A 24,663-nucleotide genomic window follows, 5' to 3' on the forward strand; every position below is an offset into this window, starting at 1 on the left:
ACAGCATTCAGCAGACACGGGAGGAAGAGCAAAGGCTCTTCTTCGGGATATTTAAGGTTTGGGGGAACGATGATGAATAAACGAATTTTGGCACTTATGTTAGCCATGATGATGGCTTATGTTAGCCTTCCTGTATCCGCTTCCATAGAAGCGGCTGCCGGAAGCGAGGAGCTGCTCGACATCGGGTTTGGCGGAGCCTTCTCGACAGACAAGGGCTATACGTCGGCTACGGGCGAAATCATGGACGGCGACGTCAGCCGGAGGGCGGGAACGGAGCAGCTGGTGTTCGGCGAAGGGGTCGTATTAAACGGAGGTACGCAAGGCATTGAATATGTATCCAATCGTTCTTACGGCGCAACGACGGTAAATGACGCGGTTATCGTGGAAGCAAAATTTAAACCGCAAGCGAATCAAAACGCGCTTAGCACGATTATTGGAGTTATGGGGAATATGTATGCGCGTTATCAATCCGCCACGAGAATCGAATACGGATTCGCTGTAAATAACAACGGCACATGGACGGAATACAAAGGCAATACGGCCGCTCCAGAGACAGGGAAGGAGCATAGCTTCGCCCTAGTCTACCAGCCCACCGCAAACGGAGCCGTGCTTCGCGCGTTTCTAAACGGCGCGGAGCTCACGCCGGCAACCTCTGCGAGCGGGCGCGCGGCGATCAGCGGAGGGGGGAGCGGCAAATTCAGCTTCGGCAATGAAGTGCATGCGGCGGGATTAAATCGCGGCTTCAAGGGCTCGATCGCCCAAGCGGTGGTCACCGGCTTCGATGGAGCCTTTGATCCGTCGCTGCTTAAGACGATGGAGCTCTCCTCGATAGACCGCAGCTTACTGGTTATGGGGCTTGGAACGCTGTCAGACGGAGCATACGCCCCCTCTGCCGATGAGCTGGCCGCTGGGCAGGTTACGGTGACCGGCGGGCAAATATCGGGACTTGGCCGAATTGTTCTAAGCGGCGATAACTCTCGAATCAGCTTCGCGCCGTCAACCGCAATTGTTCAGAATGGCGTTCTGGCAAGCGGTTATGCCGCAGAAATTTCGGCGCATCCCTCTGCGCTTAAGCCGGGCGCTACGCTGATCGACCTGGCCGGCGCGGTCCAGCTGCGACGTTCGGCGGCAGGCGAAAAGCTGGACGTTCTAGCGGCAGGACAATTCGCGGGAGAGATCGATATAACCGGCAAGCTGACCGGAGAATTTAATCACATTTCTCTTATCTACCGACATTTGAGTCCGGCCGAGGCGGAAATAGCAGTATGGTGGGGGAACGAGCAGCTCGGCGCTCCCATTATCCTGGACGCTGTGCCTAGCGCGGCCCATAATGCCGTCATTTTCGGCGGCGACTTAACCGGCGCCAGCGGCGCTAGCGTTGCCGGCGATATATATGGGGCGGCTTTCGGAAAGCTGAGCGGCCAATTTAAGGGCAGCATGCTTGGGCTGATTGGCGGGCCGTGCGTTCTGCCGGAAGGGCTCGAGCCCGGCAACCGAATCGCTATATCCGCCAATGAATGTCCGGCAGCTCTCGCGGCTAAAGCTTCAATGGTGCGGCCGGAGCCGCGTCAAGTGGCCTGGCAGCAGTATGAGCAAACCGCTTTCCTGCATTACGGGATTAATACGTATTACGACGTGGAGTGGGGGAACTTCAACGAGGACCCGAACCGGTTCCAGCCCACGGAGCTCGATACGGACCAATGGGCCCGCACACTCAAAGAGAGCGGCTTCAAGCTGGCGATTCTGACCGTGAAGCATCACGACGGGTTCCTTCTGTACCCGTCTCGTTACACCGACTTTGACGTGGCGAGCAGCTCCTGGCGGAACGGCAGCGGGGATGTGCTCCGCGAATTTGTGGATTCGATGCGCAAATACGGTATCAAGGTCGGCGTCTACCTATCCCCGGCCGATCACCGGGAATATACAAAAGGCACTTTCGGGAACGGCAGCCCGCGCGTCATGCGCACAATTCCTACATTAGTGGAAGGGGACGACCGAGCAGGCGACACCTCCCTTCCGGCCTTCCAGCTGCCGGCGACCGACTACGGCGCGATTATGCTGAACGAGCTTTATGAAGTGTTAACGCAGTACGGCCCCATCGATGAAGTGTGGTTCGACGGCTCGCAAGGCAATATTCCGGGGAATCGGGCGGAGGCCTACGACTGGGACAGCTATTATTCGCTCATTCGCGAGCTCGCGCCGAACGCCGTCATCGCTGTCCAAGGACAGGATGTCCGTTGGGTCGGCAACGAATCCGGCAGAGCCCGCGAGAACGAATGGAGCGTGCTGGGCGCCAAAATGAACGCGAACGGCATACAAAGCTATTATCCGTCTTATCAGTCGTCGGATCTAGGCAGCCGGGCAGCGCTGGCAAGCGCCGCAGCGAATGGCATGAACTATTTAACCTGGTGGCCCGCAGAGGTGGATGTCAGCATTCGCCCAGGCTGGTTCTACCATGCCAATCAATCGCCGAAATCCGTCGCGCAGCTTCGCGACATCTATTACCAATCGATTGCAAGAAACTCCGTGCTGCTTCTGAATATCCCGCCAGACACGCGCGGCAAGCTGCCTGACGCGGATGTGGCCAGATTGAAGGAGTGGCATCAGCAAATGAAGCGCGAGTTCGCCGTCAATCATGCGGAAAATGCGGTTGTCGCGGGCGAGAATGGCGCGCCGGGCGCGGATCCGAGCCAAGTCAAAGATGGATCCTATGACACGTCGTGGTCTTCCGCGTCTAATCAGCCGAGCAGCCTGACCTTTAAGCTGGAAAGCGCGGTAACGGTTGATAAAGTCATGCTCCAGGAGGACATTCGTCATGGCCAGCAGGTCGAATCGTTTGCTGTTGATGTGCGGAGAGCAAACGGGGACTGGGAGCAGATTGCCGCAAGCGGAGTCATTGGCTATAAACGTGTGGTGCTCCTTCCGCAGCCGGTAACCGGCGAGGAATTCCGAGTGCGCATGATCAGCTCCAGGGGGCCCGTCTACTTAGCTGAGGTTGGGTTGTACCAGACGGGCGCGCAGCTGGCGGATAAAACGCAGCTTGACTCCCTGCTTGTCGAAGCGCGGATGCTTCACGACAATGCCGCAGCAGGCACGGAAATCGGTCAATATCCCGCCCCCGCGAAGCAAAGCTTCGCCGCGGCGATCCTCGCTGCAAGCGGCGTCGCGAAGAATGCTTCGTCCACTCAGCAGCAGGTGAACGACGCGGCTGCCGCATTACAGTCCGCCATCGACGCGTTTAAAGCCTCCGTCATCAGTGTCACGGAATTAGCTGTTTATTTGTCTGGACCAGAGACCGTTCAGAAGGGGGCAGCCTTCACGATCCGTGTCGGATTGAACCATGTGTCGGAGCCGGTATACGCCGAGGATATCACGGTCCATTATGATCCCTCAGCCATGGAGTTTGTTGATGCTCAATCTCTTGTAAGCGGTGTAGAGCTGCTGGAAAGTAAAACAATTGAGCCAGGCAATCTTCGGATCATTATGGCGAGCGCGGGGCAGGCGAACGGCGTTACAGAGAAGACGGATCTGCTCGCGCTGCGTTTTTCCGCGAAGGCTGACTCAGCGGCGGAGAGAAGTACGATTGAGGCCGCCGAGCTGCTTACGGCAAATGAGACGGGCGTGGAAACGAGCGCAGCGCCGGCAGCCCTTTCAATCGAAATATCCGAAGCGGGGCCGGCAGTTCCTGGCGACGTTAATAATGACGGCAAAGTAAGCATTGGAGACCTTGGTATGGCCGCGGCCCATTACGGCAAATCGAAACAAAGCAGTCCGGATTGGGAGCAAGTGAAACTCGCGGATGTCAACGGGGATGAAATAATTGATATCTCGGACATAGCGGAGCTCGCCCAAAAGCTTCTAGGTTAGCGGACTTTCAGGTAATAGGAGGGGCAGGCAGGCGAAACCGGCTTGTCCCTCGACTTTACAGGAGGAATACGAATGATTAATAACCGCTGGATCAAAAAAAGCGCAGCTCTGTCCGTTACGGCAGCTCTTCTATTCACGACTTTTTCTTGGCCTGCCGCCGCACAGCAAGCGGCGGCAGCAGAGCCGGCCGCGTCCAAGGCTGCGATTGAAGCCGTTTCAATGGTTGACCGAAAAATTCGTTTTAACGACAACTGGCGATTTCAAAGAGAAACAAACGGGAGTATCGCGGGGGCCCAAGCTCCCGATTTCGACGACAGCGGATGGCGGGAGCTGAATTTGCCTCACGACTGGAGCATCGAGCTCGACTTCAATCCCAATTCCCCGGCTACGCATGAAGGAGGATTTCTGGACGGGGGAGTCGGATGGTACCGCAAGACGTTTACGCTTCCCGAAACAATGGCGGGAAAAAGCATTTCCATCGATTTTGACGGCGTTTATATGAATAGCTCGACTTACTTGAACGGGCAGCTGCTGGGCACTTATCCTTACGGCTATAACGCGTTTTCTTACGATATTTCCGATCTTGTCTATACGGATGGCAGGCCGAATGTGATTGCCGTTAAGGTCAACAATACCCAGCCCAGCAGCCGCTGGTACTCCGGCAGCGGGATATACCGAAATGTCTACTTAACGGTTACAAATCCGATTCATGTCGCAAGATACGGCACCTTCGTGACAACGCCGAATTTGGAGACGGCATACGCGGAAGGACGGGCGGATGTGCGGATCCAGACGAAGGTGGCGAATGATTCCGACCAGCCGGCCGAAGTGAAGGTAAGGTCTACGATCTATGATGCCGAGGGCACAGCGGTCGCGTCCGTGGAATCCGAAGCCGAAACGGCGTCTCCCGCGTCTATAAAGGTGTTCGAGGACCAAGCGGTTATACCGGATCCGACGTTATGGAGCCTCGATCAGCCTTACCGGTATAAGCTCGTATCGGAAATTATCGCGCAGGGCGAAATTGTGGATACGTATGAGACGCGTTTCGGCGTAAGGTATTTTGAATTTGACAATAACGAAGGTTTCTCCTTAAACGGCGAATACATGAAGCTGCATGGCGTATCGATGCACCACGATTTGGGCGCGCTCGGAGCGGCCGTTAATTACCGCGCCATTGAAAGGCAAATGGAAATCATGAAGGAAATGGGCGTAAATGCCATTCGGACGACTCATAATCCAGCGTCCCCGGAGCTGCTTGAAATCGCGAATAAGATGGGGCTGCTCGTCATTGAGGAAGCATTCGACGCTTGGAAAGTGAGCAAAAAAACATACGATTACGCAAGATTCTTCTCGGTATGGTCGGATCGTTACAACGCGACATGGGCGGAGCATGATATTAAGGAAATGGTAGACCGGGGCAAAAACGAGCCGTCTATCATTATGTGGTCGCTTGGCAACGAGGTTTATGACGCGACGAGCGCCTCCGGAGGCCCGACGGCCGTCCAACTGAACCAGTGGGTGAAGGAGGTCGATACGACAAGACCAACGACGATCGGACAGAACGCCATTCGGGGAGACGGCGTCAATGTCTCGCTGCCCTCACCGCAAGTGAAGGCGGTTATGGATGCGGTTGACGTTGTTGGCTTGAACTATGCGGAAAACAACTATGCCGGGTATCACGAAGCCTACCCCGATTGGATTCTATATGGGTCGGAGACGTCATCGGCAACGCGCTCTAGGGGCGTATATACGCATCCCTATGAATATAACAGGATGCGGACCTATGCGGATTACCAGCAGTCCTCCTACGATAATGACGTTGTCGGCTGGGGGAACACGGCGGAGGTTTCGTGGAAGCACGATCGGGATTTGAAGCATATCGCGGGCCAATTTATATGGACGGGATTTGACTATATTGGCGAGCCAACCCCATATTATAACTCCTATCCAGCAAAAAGCTCTTATTTCGGCGCGGTCGATACAGCGGGTTTCCCGAAGGATATTTATTATTACTATCAGAGTCAATGGACGGACGAACCGATGGTTCATCTGCTGCCGCATTGGAACTGGACGGAAGGAACGACCGTACGGGTATTGGCCTATACGAACGCGTATAAAGTCGAGCTGTTTTTGAATGGGGAATCCTTGGGCGAGCGGAGCTATGTGAACAAAACAACATCGTTTGGAGCGCCTTACAAAGAAACGGCTGACGGCAAAACGTATTTGGAATGGGCGGTGCCGTTTGAAGCGGGGACGCTGGAGGCTGTGGCGAAAAATGATTCGGGCGAAATCATCGCGAGAGACCAGGTCGTAACCGCCGGAGAGCCCGCGGCCGTTCGATTAACGGCGGACCGGCATGTGATTACGGCAGACGGCGAGGACCTGTCCTTCATTACGGCGGATATTGTGGACAGCGAAGGCAATATCGTGCCAACTGCCGACCATCTTATTCAATTCTCGGTATCGGGAGGCGGCGAAATTGCGGGTGTAGACAATGGAAACGCGGCCAGTGTCGAACGGTTCAAGGATACGAAAAGAAAGGCGTTTAACGGCAAAGCTCTCGCCATTATCCGTTCGGATAAAGCGGCTGGAGAGCTGCTGATTACGGCGAAGGTATCCGGTCTTCTAGGCGATACGGCCAAGGTGTTTAAGGTGGCGGTCGGCGACAGCGAACAGCCAACGCCGGTCGGCATCGAATTCCTTCAGCTGACTACGGAGCTGGGGGAAGCCCCTGCGCTGCCGTCATCGGTTCAAGTTTATTACAGTGATTCGACAACGCAAGTTAAACGAGTGGTTTGGGACGGCATCGATCCCGCTGAATATGCTCATATCGGTCAATTTACAGTAGAAGGAACGATAGAAGGCGTTTCGAAGAAAGCCGTTGCCGTTATTACGGTGTCGGGTATTGCGGCGCTAAAATCTTTGTCTGTTGTGACGAAGATTGGGGTGCTTCCAACGCTGCCGGATAAAGTAAGCGTCATGTACAGCGACGGTAGACAGAAGGAAGCAGCCGTCGTCTGGGATGCCATTCAAGCTGAACAAGTAGCGCAGGCCGGCAGCTTTATTATTGAAGGCACCGCGGAAGGGACAACGCTCCGAGCGAAAGCATCGATAAGAGTAACCGACCAAGTGCAGAGGACTAACATAATGCTGCGTCAGGATGGCTCGTTATTCCCGAAGCTCGAAGCTACTTTTACCGGCGCGGGGGACCAGCTTAGTCATATCAATGACGGACTCAAGAGCTATACGGATCTTCCCAAAAATCGATGGACGAACTGGACGACCTCGCCGCGCGACGGAGGCGACGCGATTACGGTTGATTTCGGCAAGACTTACGGCGTTGACAATCTAAACCTATACATCTTTACCGATCATGGCACCGTTGTGCCAAGCGCGGTTACCGTTCAGTATTGGGACGGCTCTACATGGGTGCCTGTCAGCAACCAAACGAATCCCGTCCCTTATACGACGGAACGGAATGAAATTCGATTCGATAAGGTGATGACCGACAAGCTGAAGTTCCACCTGAAAGCTTCGCAAGCCGGCAAGTTTTCCGCGTTAACGGAGGTTGAGGTTTATGCGGATACGCTTGCTGTCGGCTCAACAGCTCGATTAGGCGGAATAAGCGTAAACGGCGAACCGTTGGCGAATTTCGACGCCGGCAAGCACGAATATTCGCTTACTTTGCCATACGGAAGCGGCCTTCCCGAGGTCGAAGCGGTTGGAGCGGAAGGCGCGGCCGTAACAGTCATTCCGGCTTTTTCAATCCCGGGCTCGGCTGTCATATATGTCGTTTCTGAGGATGGGCTCGCCGAAGCCGAATATGTTATTCATTTGGACATGGAGGAGGCAAAGCTGGTTTCGGCTGAGCTGATAGCAGACAGCGCAAATATAAGGGAGGACGATATCGTCGAGCTCCGGGTCACAGGCTTGCTGGAGAGCGGCGAGTCAATAGACTTGACGGAGATGAATCCGTCTTACGCTTATCCACCGGGTATCGTTAAAATCGAAAATAACAAGCTTTACGCGTTAAACGAAGGGGAAGCGAGGGTTACGGCCACGGTCGCGTACAAAGGGGCTACGGTAACGACGCCGGCTGTTACGTTCACTATCGCGCCCAATGCGGCGGATAAAGTAATAGAACGATTGGAGCCGGTGAATGTCGTCGTAGACCGCGGCACTGCGCCCGTACTTCCTGACGCTGTGGTCGCCCATTACAACGTGGGGCTGCCGAGAGAGGTGCCCGTTGCTTGGGATGCGATAGACCCGGCTCAATACAGCAGACTGGGCGAGTTTACGGTATTAGGCAGCGTAGAAGGGACCTCGTTGAAAGCGACGGCCAACGTTGTCGTGAAGGGCGTTGTGGCAGTCGAGCATATCTCCATGGCGGTGCTGCGTAATCAAGCGCCTACTTTACCGGATAACGTTACGGCATATTTCAGCGATGGAACGGAAGCGCCGATGGCTGTTCAATGGGAGAGTATCCCGGAGGGGAGCCTAAGCGCTGTAGGAGCATTTGAGCTGAAAGGCGCCGTGGAAGGGACTGAGCTGTCTGCCATAGCAAGTATTCGAGTCACCGAGCAGATCGGCAGCATGCGGAATATCGCGAGGGCGAAGGAAGGCTACGATTACCCGAAAGCCGAAGCCTCCTTCACGAACAACGGTCCTGCATCGCTGGATAAAATTGAGGCCGTCAACGACGGTGTAGTGTCTTATAACGATACGCCTCACAATCGCTGGACCAACTGGCAGCGCACGCCCCGCGCCGGGGACTGGGTTTCGATTACATTCGGCGACTTCGGGCCTGTTGAGCATGTAGTTGACAACATGGAGATTCATTGGTTTGGCGACAGCGGAACCTCGTATCCGGCATCGTTTAAGATTCAATATAAATCCGGAGACGATTGGCTGGATGTCGCCAATATGAAAAGCGCCCCTCCTTCGTCCACGCTTGGCGAAGCGAATCGGTATACGTTCGACCCTGTGCTCACGTCGGCATTAAGAGTGGATATGAGGGCTCAAGCCGGGAAAAGTCTGGCGATTACGGAAATCAATATTTTCACAAAAACCGCGGCGGCAAGCGGAGAGCCGGCGATTACCGATATTCAGCTGGACGGCAGCAGCATTATCGACGGCTTTGTTCAGAATGGCAGCCGGTATGACTACCAAGCTCGTCTTGACAGTATGGAGGATATTCCTGAAATTACGGCAACCGGAGAGGATAACACAAGCATCACGGTCGTACCGGTTGTAACGGCGCCGTCTACGGCTAAAGTCATCGCAAAATCGGAGGATGGTCTAAAGACAGTAGAATATTACATTCATTTCATGATCGACGACGGAGCATCGGATCGGGCCAAGATGTCATTGGACGGACCGGCATCTGTGGAGGCAAAACAGTCCTTTACCGTTGATCTAGGCATGCTTCAAGTCAAGAAGCCGGTGCAGGCTCTGGATGTGCGGATCGCTTATGACGCGGACAAATTCGACTTCGTCGAAGCAGCATCCAAGCTGGAGCATGTGAAGGTTGTGAGCGCCGACTCGGCGGAACCGGGGATCGTGCATCTCATAGCGGCGAGTTTGGGCGCCCAGAACGCCATTTATGGAGATGGAGCCATTATCGAGCTGGTATGGGCCGCCAAGGACATCGAGCAGGAAACAAACGGCGTGATCGAACTCACTGAGGTTGTGGCCGGCTATGCGGATGGCGGCGAGACAGACATCGCACCTGCATCCTATACGATTCGAGTTACGCCAAGCCTTGCGCCTGCCAACCCGGATGTGAACGGAGACAACAAAATAAGCATTGGCGATCTGAGCATCGTAGCCGCTCATTACGGCAAAACGAAGGACAGCCCGGACTGGAACGCCGCGAAGCGCGCGGACATGACGGGCGACGGAAAAATCGATATCGCAGACCTTGCGGAGCTTGCGAGAAAGCTGCTTCAGGAATAACCAGCGCGAGCGGGAGAGCTCTCCAGCTCTCCCGTCATTAAGGATAAAGAAGAGGTGTTTTTGAATGATGAACGTGTCCAGAATCAAGCTCCTAAGTCTAGCATTCGTCATTTGCTTTTTAGCTCAAGCGGCGTCGTTTAGCCCTCGGACATACGCGGACGCAGCTGCCGCCGCAGCGGAGGAGGAAGGCGTGACGCTCGTATCCGACCGCCAAAGCGAATCAGCGGTCATCTGGTGGAGCAAGGATCGTGCTTCCGAGGTCGCGGCGTTTGCGGCTGAAGAAATTCAGAGCTACGTCAAGCAAATAACAGGGGCCGATATCCCGGTTTATGAAGGAGCGGTAACAGGCGATGGCGCTGCGGAGCTTGACCATCTTGCCAGCGCATTGCTGGTTGTTAGCGGAGAGGATGCGGACGCGCTTGCCTCGGGCAGTCAGCCGGCGGACATTCCCGCCGAGTGGCTCGCTTCCGCTAATGCTTCGCTTGTAGGAGCGGCGGATGATTCATTCGCGGCGGAAACTCAGCCGGGCCGAATTGTGCTTGCGGGGGTAAATGAGCGCGGCACTTTGTATGCGGCTTATGAACTGCTTGGCAGCGCCGGCGTGGAGTTTTTTGCTCCGGCATTTGACTTTTACGAAGGAAACGCGGAGTATGTGCCATCCTCCGGGACATTGACGCTACCGGCCATGAACGGCGTCTCGGAGCCCAGCTTTGAATTCCGCAGAAAATATGTAGAGGAAGGCTGGAGCCACACGGCGGAAAACCTGCCGCAGCTGATTGACTGGATGGCCAAAAACAAGCTGAATACGCTTGTTGTTCCCTACGATTATATCGCGCAGGGGAAAACCAAATGGGATGATTGGCGCGGGGAGTTGATCGACGATCTCGAAAAGCGCGGGATGATCGTGGAGGTTGGCGGACATGGCTTCGAAAGCTTCCTTATGCGGGAGAAATACGGGGAGTGGCATCCGGAATGGTTCGTCTCCGGTTACAACGTGTTTAACATTGCCAATGAGGAAGCGGTGGACACGTACGTCAACGAGGTGGTCGACTATTTGAAAGCGCGTCCCGAAATCGGCATCTTCGATTCCTGGCCGCCCGATGTCGCGACATGGCCTCCCGCCGTGCTGGCGAAGTTCGGCACGAACGCCAACGCCTATGCTTATGTCGTGAATAAGCTGCACGCGGCTGTCAAGGAGCAGCTGCCAGGCGTTCGGATTGAAGCGATCGCCTATGCGACCCACGTCAATCCGCCAAGCGCGGAATACCAATATGACGAATCCGTTCTGATTGATTTTGCGCCTTATTTCCGCAGCTATCGGGATCCCGTATTTTCGCCGGCCAACCAATCCGTCATCAGCCAGATTAACAGCTGGAAAGAAAGGTTTGACGGCACGTTTACGATGTACGAATATTACCGGCGTTACGCGTTCCACTCCCTTCCGGTCGTATTCCCTCGGTTGATCGGCCAAGAGCTGCCCTACTACAAAGAGTTCGGGATGGATGGAATTGGCACGTACTCGGAGCCGGGCGACTGGATTACCTTTGAGATCACTCACAGTATTCTTGCGAAGATGTCCTGGAACGCCGACGTAAACGCGGAAGAGCTCATCCAGGACTACATCGAAAGCAGATACGGGACCGCGGCTGACGAGATGGACTCGTATTTCCGGCTCGTCGAGGAAGCGGGAAGATCGATATACAACTCGCCGACCGGCGACATGAACAATACGGCGCGTGTAACGGAAATGAGAACGAAATATTTGCAGGCCAAAACGCATTTGGAGAACGCCTTGACCAAGACGGCTGGCGGCAGCAAGGAAAGCTTCATGATCGAGCGGTTGTTATGGAATATCGATTTCGCCGTCGCGGATGTGAGTATCGATTATTACCGCCTGCTCGGCGATAACGCGAACATGGCCTCGGCGAGGGCGCAGGCGCAGGATGCTTTGAACGCGCATCGCTTCGACGGCATTATTTTGCAAAACTCCTACTCCATTCGCGAATACATCTCGGGCTACGGCAATACCAACTGGATATACGACATGTACCGGGGCGAATTGAAGCATGCGCCGATGGTTACGACAATGGGAACTTATCAATCCAATCATTTGAGCCACATCGTGGACGACAATCACGAAACCGTATTCTGGTCAAACGCCGCTCCTCTTGTCGGCGATTATATCGGTATCGATCTGCAGTCCGTCAAAAACGTCAATGAGATTCGTTTACTGATGTCTAAGCCGGATAAACCGAATGATTACATTCGCAGCGGCGTTATTGAAGTGTCCAAGGACTTCAAACAATGGGAGACGGCAGCGACGTTAACCAACCAGCCGGAAGCATTCATAACGCTTGAAGAGGGAACGGAGGCGAGATTTATTCGAATCCGGTCGACGGCCGCGCAGACTCAGTGGGTGATTATCCGCGAGTTTGCGGTGGAAGCCGTTGATCGGGAAGAGCCGCAGGAGCAGCTGCAGTCCACCCTTGAAGCGGAGCGCAGTGAAGTAACGGCTGGCGAAACAATCGAATTTACGGCGGGATTCAGGCATATCCCCGAATCGATTTATGCCTTTGAACTGACTGTCAATTATGATGCTAACGCGCTGGAGTTTGTAGACGCTCAATCCGTCAAGGACGGTTTAGCGCTGGTCGACAGCATGAACACGGCTAACAAGCTCAGACTTATCGCCGCAAGCGAAGGAGCGGACCATGCCCTTGAAGGAGACTTGCAGCTGATCCGGCTTCAATTCAAAGCAAAGGATGTGGCGGAGGACGCGGCAAGCGCGGTTTCGATATCGCAGGCTGCGCTTGGCAACGAGTTAGGCGTTGAAGTCACCGCGCTCCCATCCTCGGCGGCTATCACGGTCCATCCAATGCCTGTCGGCGTCCCGGCGGACATCAATAAGGACGGCAAGGTCAGCGTCGGAGACCTGGGCTTCGTCGCGGCTCATTACGGTAAAACGGCCACTAGTCCGGATTGGGCGCAGATTAAGCATGCGGACCTGGATAAGAACGGTGTCATCGACCTGCCTGATCTCGCAGCCGTGGCTTCGGCTATCTTAAACTAACGACAAAAATCCCCGCAGCGAAGAAGAGCCGAGGTTTAGTCTGCGGGGATTATTTTTGCTGGAAAAGAAACGAGGAGGGGCTAGTGTGAAAAGTCGAATGAATCGTTTAGCAGCCAGAACCGCGGTATTGTTGTCCGTACTTATGACTTATTCGGTATTCGCAAGCGCGTGGACTGTAGAAGTCGGAAGAAGCTTTTCCACCGCGTATGCGGATAACTCTTCGCGGGCGCCTGAAGAGGGAGCCGCGTCGAACGACCTTGCCCTATGGTACGACGAGCCGGCTGCAGCCTGGGAGACGGAGGCGCTGCCTATCGGCAACGGACATATGGGCGGCATGGTATTCGGAGGCGTAGAGCAGGAACGCATTCAGTTCAATGAAAAGACCTTATGGAGCGGCGGACCGGGAGCGGACCCGAATTATCAATATGGAATAAAAGACGGAGCTCAAGGCCATGTGAACACAATCCGCCAATTGCTAAAGGAAGGGAAAATAAATGAAGCCAGGTCGCTGTTAAGCCGAGTTACGGGTGTCATGGGGGCTAATGATTATTCATTTGGCGCGTTTCAGGCCTTTGGCGATATTTACCTGGATTTCGGCAAGCAGACCGCGTTTACCGTAACGGCCAGCTCGTCTAATCCCGCTTACGGCGAAGGAATCGAGAAGCTGACGGACGGCTCCATCGACACGAAATGGTATTCGGGAGCCGAAGGCCGTCCTCCTTTCTGGATTCAATGGGAATATTCGGAGCCTAGTGTCGTGACCGGTTATTCTTTAACATCGGGGAACGATGTGCCGGACCGCGACCCGAAGGATTGGACTTTGAAGGGCTCCAACGACGGAGCGGAGTGGACCTTGCTCGACACAAAAACGAATGAGCAGTTTGCTTCGCGCAAATTAACAAAAACGTATAGCTTCGCGAATGAGACCGCCTATAAATATTACAAGTTCGATCTTACGACAAAAGGCGGCGCCCAAATTCAATTAGCCGAGCTGAAGCTGAACGGACCGGATGCGGAGCCGGAGGCGTATGCCAATTACCGCCGGGAGCTGGACATTCAGGACGCGATGGCAAGAGTGTCCTACACCCAAAACAGCGTGCGTTACAAGAGGGAATACTTCCTCAGCTATCCCGACAAGGCGATGGTTATGCGGTTAACGACGGACAACAAAGAACCGCTAAGCTTCGACGTGCGCATGACAGGCGCCCAGCCTTCCCACTCCGTAGCCGCACAGGGCAGCGATACGCTTATTCTAAGCGGTTTAGTGCCCAGCAATAAGATGGCCTATGAGGCTCAGCTCAAGGTGCGCAGTGAAGGGGGAACCGTAATGGCGGCGGACGGGAAAATTTCTGTTGAAGGCGCCGATGCGGTAACCATTGTTATGTCGGCGGCAACCGATTACGCAAATGATTTTCCAGCCTACAAAAGCAAGGTGACGCCAAAGGCTAAGGTAGAGGCCGTCATGAGCGCTGCTGCGGATAAATCCTACGAGCAGCTGCGCAGCGCCCATTTAGCCGATTACCGGGAGCTGTTCCATCGCGTGTCGTTGGACTTGGGCGGCGAGCCCCCCGCTATTCCAACCGATGAGCTGTTAAACCGCTACAAAACAAACACCGGCTCAGAGATGGAAAAAAGAACGTTGGAGGCGCTGTTTTTTCAATATGGCCGCTATCTGCTCATTGCGTCATCGCGCGAAGGATCGCTCCCCGCGAACCTGCAGGGGGTATGGAATCAAGCGAACAATCCGCCATGGAACAGCGATTACCATACGAATATTAACGTGCAAATGAACTACTGGCCGTCCGAGGTCGTAAATCTGGCCGAAACGGATATTCCCTATATCGACTATATCGATTCGCTGCGCGAGCCGGGCCGCGTAACCGCGCAAAGACATCATGGCATCGAAGGAGAGGGCTGGGTCGTGCATACCGTCAACAACCCGTTCGGTTATACGGCGCCAGGCTCCGACTTCTACTGGGGCTGGTCCCCAGCGGCAAACGCGTTTATGGTTCAGCAGGTGTGGGATCATTATGCGTTTAGCGGGGATGAGCAGCTGTTAGAGGAGAGGCTGTACGACATTATAAAAGAAACGACGCTGTTCTGGACCAAATATCTCGTGGAAGATACGGACGGCAGCTTGGTGTCCTCGCCTTCGTATTCGCCGGAGCAAGGGGATGTCGGGATCGGCGTTTCCTATGATCAAGAGCTGATCTGGGAGCTGTTCACCCAATTTATAAAAGCCAGCGAAATCCTTGGCGTGGACGAGGAGCTTCGAGCGAAAGTAAAAACGATGCGCGACCGGCTGTGGCTGCCGCAGGTCGGCGCATGGGGACAGGTGCAGGAATGGAAGGGCGAGCTGGACGACCCGTCGAATCAGCATCGCCACATCTCTCATCTAATTGGCTTATATCCCGGGACTCTCATCAATGAGGTCGAAACGCCGGAGCTGTTCAAAGCGGCAAGAGTGACCTTGAATGCCCGTGGAGACGGCGGCACGGGGTGGAGCAAGGCGAACAAAATCAATTTGTGGGCGCGAATGCTGGACGGCGACCGCGCGCATAAGCTGCTTGGGGAGCAGCTGAGAGGAAGCACCTTGCCTAATTTGTTTGATACGCATCCGCCGTTCCAGATAGACGGCAACTTCGGCGCCACCTCAGGGATCGCGGAGATGCTGCTGCAAAGCCATACCGGAACGATCGACCTGCTTCCCGCTTTACCCGCTGATTGGGCGGCAGGCAGCGTAGAAGGACTTGTCGCAAGAGGCGCCTTTGAGGTGGATATAAAGTGGAAAGGTACCATTCTACGTGAAGCGGTCATTACGTCCAAGAAAGGAAACGAGGCGCGCGTCAAATACAAACATTTTACCCAAGAAGACGCGATCGTGGTGGTTAGCGCCGATCGGAATCAACCCGTGCCTTATACGGTCAATGGCGATGTCCTTTCGTTTGCGACACAGCCGGGCGGGCAGTACAAAATCATCTCGCGTGTAGAGACGCCTGCTCCGCCGATTAAAATTGACGACCGTGACTCCTCTATCACATATACGGGAACTTGGAGCCCGTACAGCAATCCAAGCAATTATTTGGGAACCGAAAGCTTCAGCAATCAACCTGGGGCCACGGCCGAATTGACGTTCACTGGAACTGCCATTACATTCATTAGTGCGCTTCAGCCGAATCACGGACGATTCGATGTCTACCTCGACGGAGAGCTCGCAGCCGAAAATATTGACGGTTATGCGCCTTCGACCATCAAGCAGCAGGTCCTGTTCGAGAGAGACAATCTCCCAGGGGGCGTTCATACGATTAAAGTGGTCGTAAAAGGAACAAAAAACACGGCGTCATCGAACACCATTGCGATGGTGGACGCTTTTGAATATGTGCCCTATGAGGAGGATGACGAGGAATTGCCGGCGGCTGCTTTAACCGGTCCAGCGTCTGTTGAGAGCATGGAACCATTTAAGATACAGCTCGGCTTTAAAAATCTTCAGGAAGAGGTATTTGCCCAGGATATTCAGTTGGCTTATGATGCCGATCGTTTTGAATTTGTTTCAGCCGTGAGTGCAATCGATGGCGTTCAAGTATTAGAGTCAAAGCAAACCGCCCAAGGCGTATTGCGTCTCATTGTGGCCAGTGTGGGAGAAGAGCATGGAATAGCGGAGGATTCGCAGGTTGCGGAACTGACCTTCCGCGCTAAAGCGGTAGATGAGCGAACGACAAGCACAATAGCGGTTACGGCTGTTCTGCTGGGAGACGCAGAGGGACATGAGACGGCGGCTGGAACAGCGCCCTTGGCTATCGAGGTAACGCCTCTTCAAAAAGGCAATCCGGATATGAACGGTGACGGAAAAGTGTCGATCGGCGACCTCGGTATGATTGCCGCGCATTACGGCAAGGATGCCAGCAGTCCGGATTGGGAGCAAATCAGAATAGCGGATGTAGACGGCAATCAAAGAGTTGATATCCTTGATATGGCTCTCGTTGCCCGCAAAATACTCGAATAAATCGTTATTGCCCGGAAAATAATGGGTGCATGCAACAGCCGAAGGAGGAGATGTATGGGAGTTTAACATACATCTCCTTTTTTTTGGGGGAGTTAGTTCGCAATTAAGTACAAAAATGATCAAGTTCACTACAAAAGAGATCATGTGATGGCGCTTTTGCAGGTTATATAATGAAAGCGCTAATTGGGACTAAACACCTAGAGCGCCAAAAAAAAGGCTAGATGTAAGAAAGATGAACATCACTTTGGGGAGGTTACATGTTATGAAAAGCAAGCTAAGAAAAAAAGTAACAGGGGGGCTCGCGCTATCCCTCGTCCTGCTGGCTTTGTCAGGATGCGGCGGTAACAGCGCGAATAACAACAATCAAGCGTCGGAGTCGCCATCGCCGTCGTCATCTGCCGCTGCAACGGAAGCGCCGAGCGGAGAAGCAAAAATTTCCGGCGATTTCGAAATCCAATACTTTGTCGGCGGTTACGGCGATGCGTGGTGGAAAGAAATGATCGGCGAATTCAAGGCGATGTATCCGGATCTGAACATCAAGGAGTCGGCCGGTTCCCAGATTAACGAACAAATGAAACCGCGCTGGATTCAAGGCGACCCGCCGGATGTTGTCTACATCGACGGCGCCGGCTCGAACGAAACGCAGATGGTACAGGACGACCAGCTGATGGACATTACGGACTGGGTGAAGGACGCGCAAAATGTGGATGGCGAAAATCTGGTCAGCAACTTAATCGCGCCTCCGCAAGACTACAACGGTAAAAACTACACTATCCCTTTAGTATTCGGCTCGTGGGGCACCTTCTATGACGCCAAGCTTTTTGAGGACAAAGGCTGGACGGTTCCAACCGATTGGGACAGCTTCCTGGCGACGAGCGAAAAAATTAAAGCGGAGGGCATTAACCCGTACATCCACACGGGCAAATATCCGTACTACATCGTCGGCGGGCTTCTAAACTCCGGATTTGTCTCCGAGAATGGCGATAATGCGCAAATCTTAAAGGATCAAGAAGCGGCCAAAGAAAACTCCTTCAATAATGACGCGGTTAGAAAAACGCTGGAGAAGGTCGTTGAGATGCGCGATAAAGGCCTTATCGATAACGCCTCCTTCGGCATGAACCATACGGATTCCCAAATGCTGTTCCTCCAGCATAAGGACGCGATGATCCCTAACGGGCTCTGGCTGGAGAACGAAATGAGCAAGGACACGCCGGAAGGCTTCAAATTCGGCTTTATTCCTTCCGTGATGCAGAACGCAGGCGGCAAATATGTTGCGATTCCTTATACCAGCAATATCGCTATCGCGAAAAAGGCGAAAAACCCCGAGGCGGCAAAAGCATTTATCGAGTTCATCTTCACGAAAAAAGCGGCCGTTCGCTGGGCTGAGCTGACAGGCGCGCTAATGAACGTAAAGGCCGACCTTGAAACCTCGAGCGCAAGCGATGTTGTAAAAACAGCCATGAATTATTTTAACGGAAGCGACACGATCGTTGCCCCGGTCTTCAAATTGAATGCGGATCTCGAGCAGGCGCAGAATGACGCGACGATCGCGCTTCTCCAAGGTACCATTACCGCGGATGAGTGGATCGACAGGATGGAAAAAGCGGCGGCTAAAGTCCGCGGTTAATGCGACCTCTCAACCTTCTAACAATCAGAGGACGATGCTCCTCTGATTGTTCTTTCAAATCTTAAGGGAGGCATTAAACATGGCTGCGATGACGAAAAAATTAAGGCCCGCAAGCTCTTGGAGGCGGAAGCTGTTTATGGCCAGTTTCCTGCTGCCGACATTCGTGTTATTCTCCGTGTTTACGATTTATCCCCTACTCCGCGGACTCTATCTAAGCTTCTTCGATTGGTCAGGCGGTTCGGAAACGATGAGTTTTATCGGTATGGATAATTACAAAGAGCTTTTCACTGATCCGATCATACCCACTGCGATCGCTAATGATTATTTTCTGATCTTTTGGAAGGTTATCCTCATCCTATTGTTTGCCGTGTTTTTCGCTGTGGCTCTGACGAGGCTGAAGCTGAAAGAATACGGATTTTACCGCGTTGTCTTTTTCCTTCCGAACATCATTTCCGTTGTCGTTATCGGCGTATTATGGAGCTTTATTTATAACCCGAGCTTAGGCTTCCTGAATGCTTTCCTCTCGCTGTTCACCGATACGCCGGTCACGACGAACTGGCTGGGCTCCGCCGGATCCGCGATATGGTCATTGCTTCCTCCAAGCGTATGGGCGGGAATCGGATTTTATATGCTGCTTATTATCGCTTCCATTCTAGCGATTCCGAGTTCCCTGTACGAGGCGGCCAGCATTGACGGGGCGGGGGAATGGAAGCAGTTTACAACCATTACCATGCCTCTCATTTGGGAACAGTTCAAAACATCGGTCATCCATATTACGATTACGACGCTTAACGGTTCTTTTATTATCGTAAAGCTGATGACAGAAGGCGGGCCAGATAATCAAACGCAGGTGCTTGGCTACTACTTGTACCAGATGGGCTTCAAACAGTTCCATATGAGCTACGGCGCGACAATCGGCGTTTTAATATTAATCCTATCCCTGTTGACAACCTTGATTCTGCAAAGAATTCTTCATCGGGAGACAATCGAAATGTAATGAGGTGTACAAATGAATGAGCTGTCAATCAACAGGCCGAGGCGGCGGATCGTTTCGAAAACGATCGTTCGTTTTTTCCTCTTGCTATGGTCTGCGGTTGTCCTATATCCGGTGATATGGACGTTTCTAACTTCTCTGAAGGACAATCAAATGGTTATGCTGGGCAAGCCTTGGGATTTGCCAAGCGCGCTCCGCTTCGAAAACTATTCGAACGTATGGAACCGCGCGCATTTCGGCGATTATTTCTTCAATTCGCTGATCGTTACGGTCGGAAGTATCGCCTTGTCCATGGCGCTCGCCGCCACGACAGCGTATATATTGGCCCGATTCCGGTTTAAGGGAAGAGGCCTCCTCTACTTCGCCTACATCGCCTCGATGATGATCCCGACAACGCTCGGATTGATTCCTTTGTTTTTTTTGCTGAGCGATCTGCAGCTGGACAATACGTTAACGGGGCTCGTTCTCGTTTATTCCGTTGGCACAATCGGAATATTGCCTTTTGCTATTTTTTTCTTAATCGGCTTCTATCAATCGCTGCCCAAGGAACTAGAGGAGGCGGCAACGATAGACGGCTGTACGGATTACGGCATCTTCTTCCGCATCATGCTGCCTTTATCGAAGCCGGGATTAATTACGGTTGGCATTATGAATACGCTGACCGTGTGGAATGAATACATCATGGCTACTGTATTGACCAATAATCCGGAGAAATACACCGTCCCGGTAGGGATCGCCATTATGCAGGCGGAAATGCAATATCGGACCGAATGGGGGCCGCTGTTTGCCGGACTTGCGATTTCAATGCTCCCTGTTATTCTGATGTACATGATTTATCAGAGACAAATTACAGGCGGGCTGACGGCCGGCGCTTTGAAGGGGTGATCGAATAAACGAATAGCGGCGCGGCAGTTCTCCAGTAACCGTCACGCCGCTTATTTGCGGTCAGGCTGTGCTAATAATAGGACGGAAAGGTTGAGATGAAATGTCCAAAAAGACGTTCAGTCTTCTGGCCGGTATCCTCATGTTTACAGGCGTATTCACCGGCTCGGCGGGCGCAACGCAAGGCGCGGTGAATAATGAACCGGCCTCGGCCCCTTACGAAATTTATCCTCTCCCGCAGAACAGCGTTTACAGCGGAGCCGCCTTCACGATAACCGATGAACTAAACGTCGTTATTGAAAGCGCTATCGACGATTATACCGAGGACTTTCTGGCGGACATCTTGCGCGAGAATGCGATCGAAGCAACGGTATCGGCTGCCGTTGTCCAACATAAAACCAATATTCTAATCGGCGTAAAAGATTCCGAGGGCTACGTTGATGCTTACTTTGACGACCAAATCGATTATGACGCCGGCATCTTTGCGAATCAGGATGCATACGTGCTGGAGATTGACGATCAGGAGGAAGCGGCGGACCATATCGCGATTCTAGGCGCGGATACGGATTCCGCTTATTATGCGCTCGCCACGCTCAAAATGATTTTGGATCAGACACCGGACCGCGAGGTTCAAGAAATAAAAATTGAGGATTTCACCGACACCCGTTTCAGAGGCTTCATTGAAGGCTTCTATGGATTTCCGTGGTCGCACGAGGACCGGATAAGTCTTATGCGTTTCGGCGGGACGATAAAGATGAACTCGTATATTTTCGCGCCGAAGGACGACAAGTACCACAACTCGGCGTGGAGAACGCTATATCCTGCGGAGGAGCTCGCCAAAATTAAAGAGCTGGTCGATGTCGGACACGAATCCAAAACGCAGTTCGTATGGGCGATCCATCCCGGCTTTAATATGATCAACTGGAACAATTACGAGGCTGAGCTTGCAACGCTGGTTGCGAAGCTGGAGCAGCTTTACGGCATCGGCGTTCGCCAATTCGGCTTGTTCATGGACGATATAAGCACGTCCCAATCGTTAACGGACAAGGATAAGCATGTCAAGCTTATAACCGACGTGGCGAATTGGGCGGCAAGCAAGGAGGATGTCAGGTCGCTCATCTATTGTCCGCCGTTCTATAACCAAAGCTGGACGGGTGAAGGAGGCAAGCCTTATCTGCAGGCGCTTAGTCAAGTGCCTCAAAATGTAGAGATCATGTGGACGGGCAGAGGCGTCGTCGGAACCGTCAACACGGCCGATATGCAATGGCCGAAGGACGCGCATGGCAGAGATCCTTACGTATGGCTCAATTGGCCGGTTAATGACTACAAAGATTCCAGGCTGATGCTCGGCAAGGGAGAGGTTCTTGTGCCAGGCGCTCATAATATTGCCGGTGTCGTATCGAACCCGATGGGGCACGCCGAGCTGTCCAAAATTGCCTTGTTTGCCGTTGCGGACTACACCTGGAATGTTGATGGCTTTAACGCCGACAAGAGCTGGGCCGATTCCTTCGATTATGTAGCCCCCGAAGCTGCATCAGAGCTTCATGCCATCGCCAATCATCTTAGCGATCCGTCGCCAAGCGGTCATGGTCTTGTCGTTGGAGAGTCGGAGAATATCAAGGAAGAGCTTCAAGCATTTCTTGCCCGGTACGCGAACGGTCAATCGGTAACGGAGGCGGGCCGAACCTTAATCGAAGAGTTCGACCGTGTGCGGGGCGCGATCGAATCCTTCCGGGCGAACAGCCAAAATCCGGCGATGCTGGAGGAAATCGAGCCCTGGCTGGGCAGCCTTGTTTATGTTCTTCAAGCGGATAAATCGGTTGTCTTGTCTGCCATGGCGGTTCAAGCCGGGGAGCTGGACAAAGCGTGGCAGGAGCTGGCTCAAGCGACCAGCGCGATGGCCGCGTCGAAGTCGTTCAAAATTAAAAAGCTGAACGCTCCGGATGTCACCGTCGAAGCAGGCGCGAAGCGTCTCGTTCCGTTCGCGCAGGAACTGCTGAGCAGGCTGGATGCGCAGATTTATTCCTCGATTGATCCGGGCTTTGTCATCCCGACCGCGATAAGCTCTTACGGTTCGGTTAACGGTCTGAACAGAATGGTGGACGGCGACCTAAGCACGATTGTGTATATGCAAATTCTTCAAAAAAATGGCGACTGGTTCGGCGTTGACTTAGGAAAAACCATTCAAGTAAACGACGTTACCATTACGCAGGGGCGTACGGACAGCGATCATGACATTTTCCAACGCGGGATATTGGAGTATTCCGCCGACGGTCAGACATGGACGGCGATTGGAGAGGAAAGATCCGGCTTCAAAATTGCCGTGAAGGAGCTTGAGCTGGAAGCAAGGTACGTTCGATACCGGTTGACCCATGCGGGCGTTCCCGGCGGAAAGCCCGATCTGTGGACCGCTGTCAGGGAATTTACGGTCAATGAGAATAGAGGAAAAGCCAGCGTCTACACGAATGTGCCCGCGCTAAAGGATACGGCCGTTATTTCATCGCCGGTATCGGCAGAGCTAGCGGATATCGGCTCGCTTACTTTGCAGCCTTCGGAATATATAGGCATGAAGCTCCCAGCCATTGAACAGATCGTAGAGATTACGTCGGCAAGCGGGAATGCGAATATCGCTCTGGAATCATCCGAGAATGGCGTAGAATGGACTTCGGTTCCCGCTGCTCAGCCATACAGTAATGCCGCGTATTTCCGGCTCATCAACAAAAGCGATCAGGCGGTTACCTTCGATCTCGGCCGATTGTCGGTGAGGATGAATACGTTCGCTGAGCCGGCCGTTTCGCATAATTACGGAAGCGTCTATCAAGGCAATATCGCGCAAGTTTACAATGCCGATTTGGTCAATAAGGTATGGTTCGGCAGCAACCAAACAGCCGGAAAATACGTGCAGATCGATCTAGGCGGCGTCGTGAACGTACACAACGTTGCCGTCGTCATTAACGACGGCGAAGGCGATTACTTCCGCCGGGGAGACCTTCAGCTGTCGTTGGATGGTCAGAACTGGACCACCATTCACAGCTTCAACAACCCTGGCGACCGAAGCTTGAATTTCCCCGAGCACGAGGTCCCTTATCGTTACAAGCGAGTACAAGTTGATGAAGTCAATGCCAGATATGTCCGGCTCCTTTCAACGGAGACGCATAACGTATGGCTCGCGTTAAACGAAATTATCGTGAACGAAGGGCTCGAACGCCCAGGCGCGGAGAACCCGTCCATTCGCGCGAACCCGCAGGGCGGGGCGGGCAATGAAGGTGTGTATGCGATCGATCGTCGATTATCCACGTTCTACACGCCTGCAGGCGACCCGGCGTCAGGTCAACTGGCCTACAAGCTGTCCAATGAAACGAAGCTGAAAGAAGTCATTATTTTGCAAAGCCCATCCCACATTTCCAATGCGGCGGTATCGGTGAGAGATGCGAACGGCTGGCATCAAGCAGGCGCGTTATCGGAATCGTTTAATCGAATCGATACGTCCGGCTTCGAACATGTGCTTGAGTTAAGGCTGCAGTGGGATGGGGCGGCGAAACCTCAGATTTATGAAATCATTCCCGTGAAGAGAGAGGGCGGTGTCGTCATACCCGAAGGACCGGCCGCAAGCTTAACAGGGGATGAGACCATCGCAGGAGGTCAGGAGTTTGACGTTCGATTCGGAGTCAGAAATGTAGAAGGCCTCGAATATGCGGCTAATATTGTCGTGACTTATGATCCGGATGTCATGTCGTTCGTTTCGGCGGCCGCGCTTCAAACGGGAATACCGATTATCGAGACGGTGTCTGAGACGCCGGGACAACTTCAATTGATTATGGCTTCCGAAGGGGCGAACCATCCCATAACAGGCAACGTCCAGCTGGCGAAGCTGACTTTCCGCGCATTGAACGTGCAGGAGTCTGTGAAAGGGGAAATTGCGGCAGCCCAGACCGTCCTTGGTGACGCGGAAGGTAAAGAAACCGAGCTTGAAGCAGCCGGCTTCCGTATCCACATTACAGCAGCTCCAACGGGCTTGGAGGGAGATGTTAACGGCGACGGCCGCATCTCGATCGGAGATCTTGCGCTTATCGCCGCGAATTACGGCAAAGACGAGAACAGTGCGGATTGGGCGCTGGTGAAGCATTTGGATGTAAAAGCCGACGGCGTGATCGATTTGCTCGATTTGGCGCTGGTAGCGAATGCGATGCTGAAATAAGACTTGAGAGTATCCTGTCGAATGCCGGCAGGGTACTTTTTTGTTTTCCCTTCCATTCCTCGCTAAA

The 24,663-nt window shown here is 53.4% G+C and carries 8 protein-coding genes; all 8 read left to right on the forward strand.

Translation table 11 applies throughout. The annotated features are described in order from the left end of the window. Positions 1–72 precede the first annotated feature (72 nt). The 8 genes from D3P08_RS27300 (at position 73) to D3P08_RS13015 (ending at position 24,596) form a co-directional block, all read left to right on the forward strand. Positions 73–3,867 carry an alpha-L-fucosidase gene (locus D3P08_RS27300; protein WP_162848460.1) on the forward strand — a complete coding sequence of 1,265 codons (3,795 nt, stop codon included), beginning with the start codon at positions 73–75 and terminating at the stop codon, positions 3,865–3,867. A 72-nt stretch (positions 3,868–3,939) separates the two neighbouring features. Further along, complete coding sequence (locus D3P08_RS12985; protein ID WP_119600119.1) at positions 3,940–9,822, forward strand: Ig-like domain-containing protein; 5,883 nt, start codon at positions 3,940–3,942, stop codon at positions 9,820–9,822. A gap of 64 nt (positions 9,823–9,886) precedes the next feature. Next, positions 9,887–12,892, forward strand: coding sequence for a DUF4838 domain-containing protein (locus D3P08_RS12990; RefSeq protein ID WP_119600120.1), 3,006 nt, complete (start codon positions 9,887–9,889; stop codon positions 12,890–12,892). An 85-nt stretch (positions 12,893–12,977) separates the two neighbouring features. Continuing rightward, on the forward strand, positions 12,978–16,895 hold the full coding sequence (locus D3P08_RS12995) for a glycosyl hydrolase family 95 catalytic domain-containing protein (RefSeq protein ID WP_119600121.1): 3,918 nt from the start codon (positions 12,978–12,980) through the stop codon (positions 16,893–16,895). Positions 16,896–17,157: 262 nt separating this feature from the next. Continuing rightward, positions 17,158–18,522 carry an extracellular solute-binding protein gene (locus tag D3P08_RS13000; protein ID WP_119600122.1) on the forward strand — a complete coding sequence of 455 codons (1,365 nt, stop codon included), beginning with the start codon at positions 17,158–17,160 and terminating at the stop codon, positions 18,520–18,522. Positions 18,523–18,601: 79 nt separating this feature from the next. Then, positions 18,602–19,519, forward strand: coding sequence for a carbohydrate ABC transporter permease (locus D3P08_RS13005; RefSeq protein WP_119600123.1), 918 nt, complete (start codon positions 18,602–18,604; stop codon positions 19,517–19,519). A 12-nt stretch (positions 19,520–19,531) separates the two neighbouring features. Further along, entirely contained in the window at positions 19,532–20,401 is an 870-nt protein-coding gene (locus D3P08_RS13010) for a carbohydrate ABC transporter permease (protein ID WP_119600124.1), read from the forward strand. Between the two features lie 100 nt (positions 20,402–20,501). Then, a complete protein-coding gene (locus D3P08_RS13015) occupies positions 20,502–24,596 on the forward strand; it encodes a beta-N-acetylglucosaminidase domain-containing protein (protein ID WP_162848461.1) in 4,095 nt (1,364 codons plus the stop codon). The last annotated feature ends 67 nt before the right edge of the window (positions 24,597–24,663 follow it).

Source organism: Paenibacillus nanensis (assembly GCF_003583765.1).
Classification (GTDB): domain Bacteria; phylum Bacillota; class Bacilli; order Paenibacillales; family Paenibacillaceae; genus Pristimantibacillus; species Pristimantibacillus nanensis.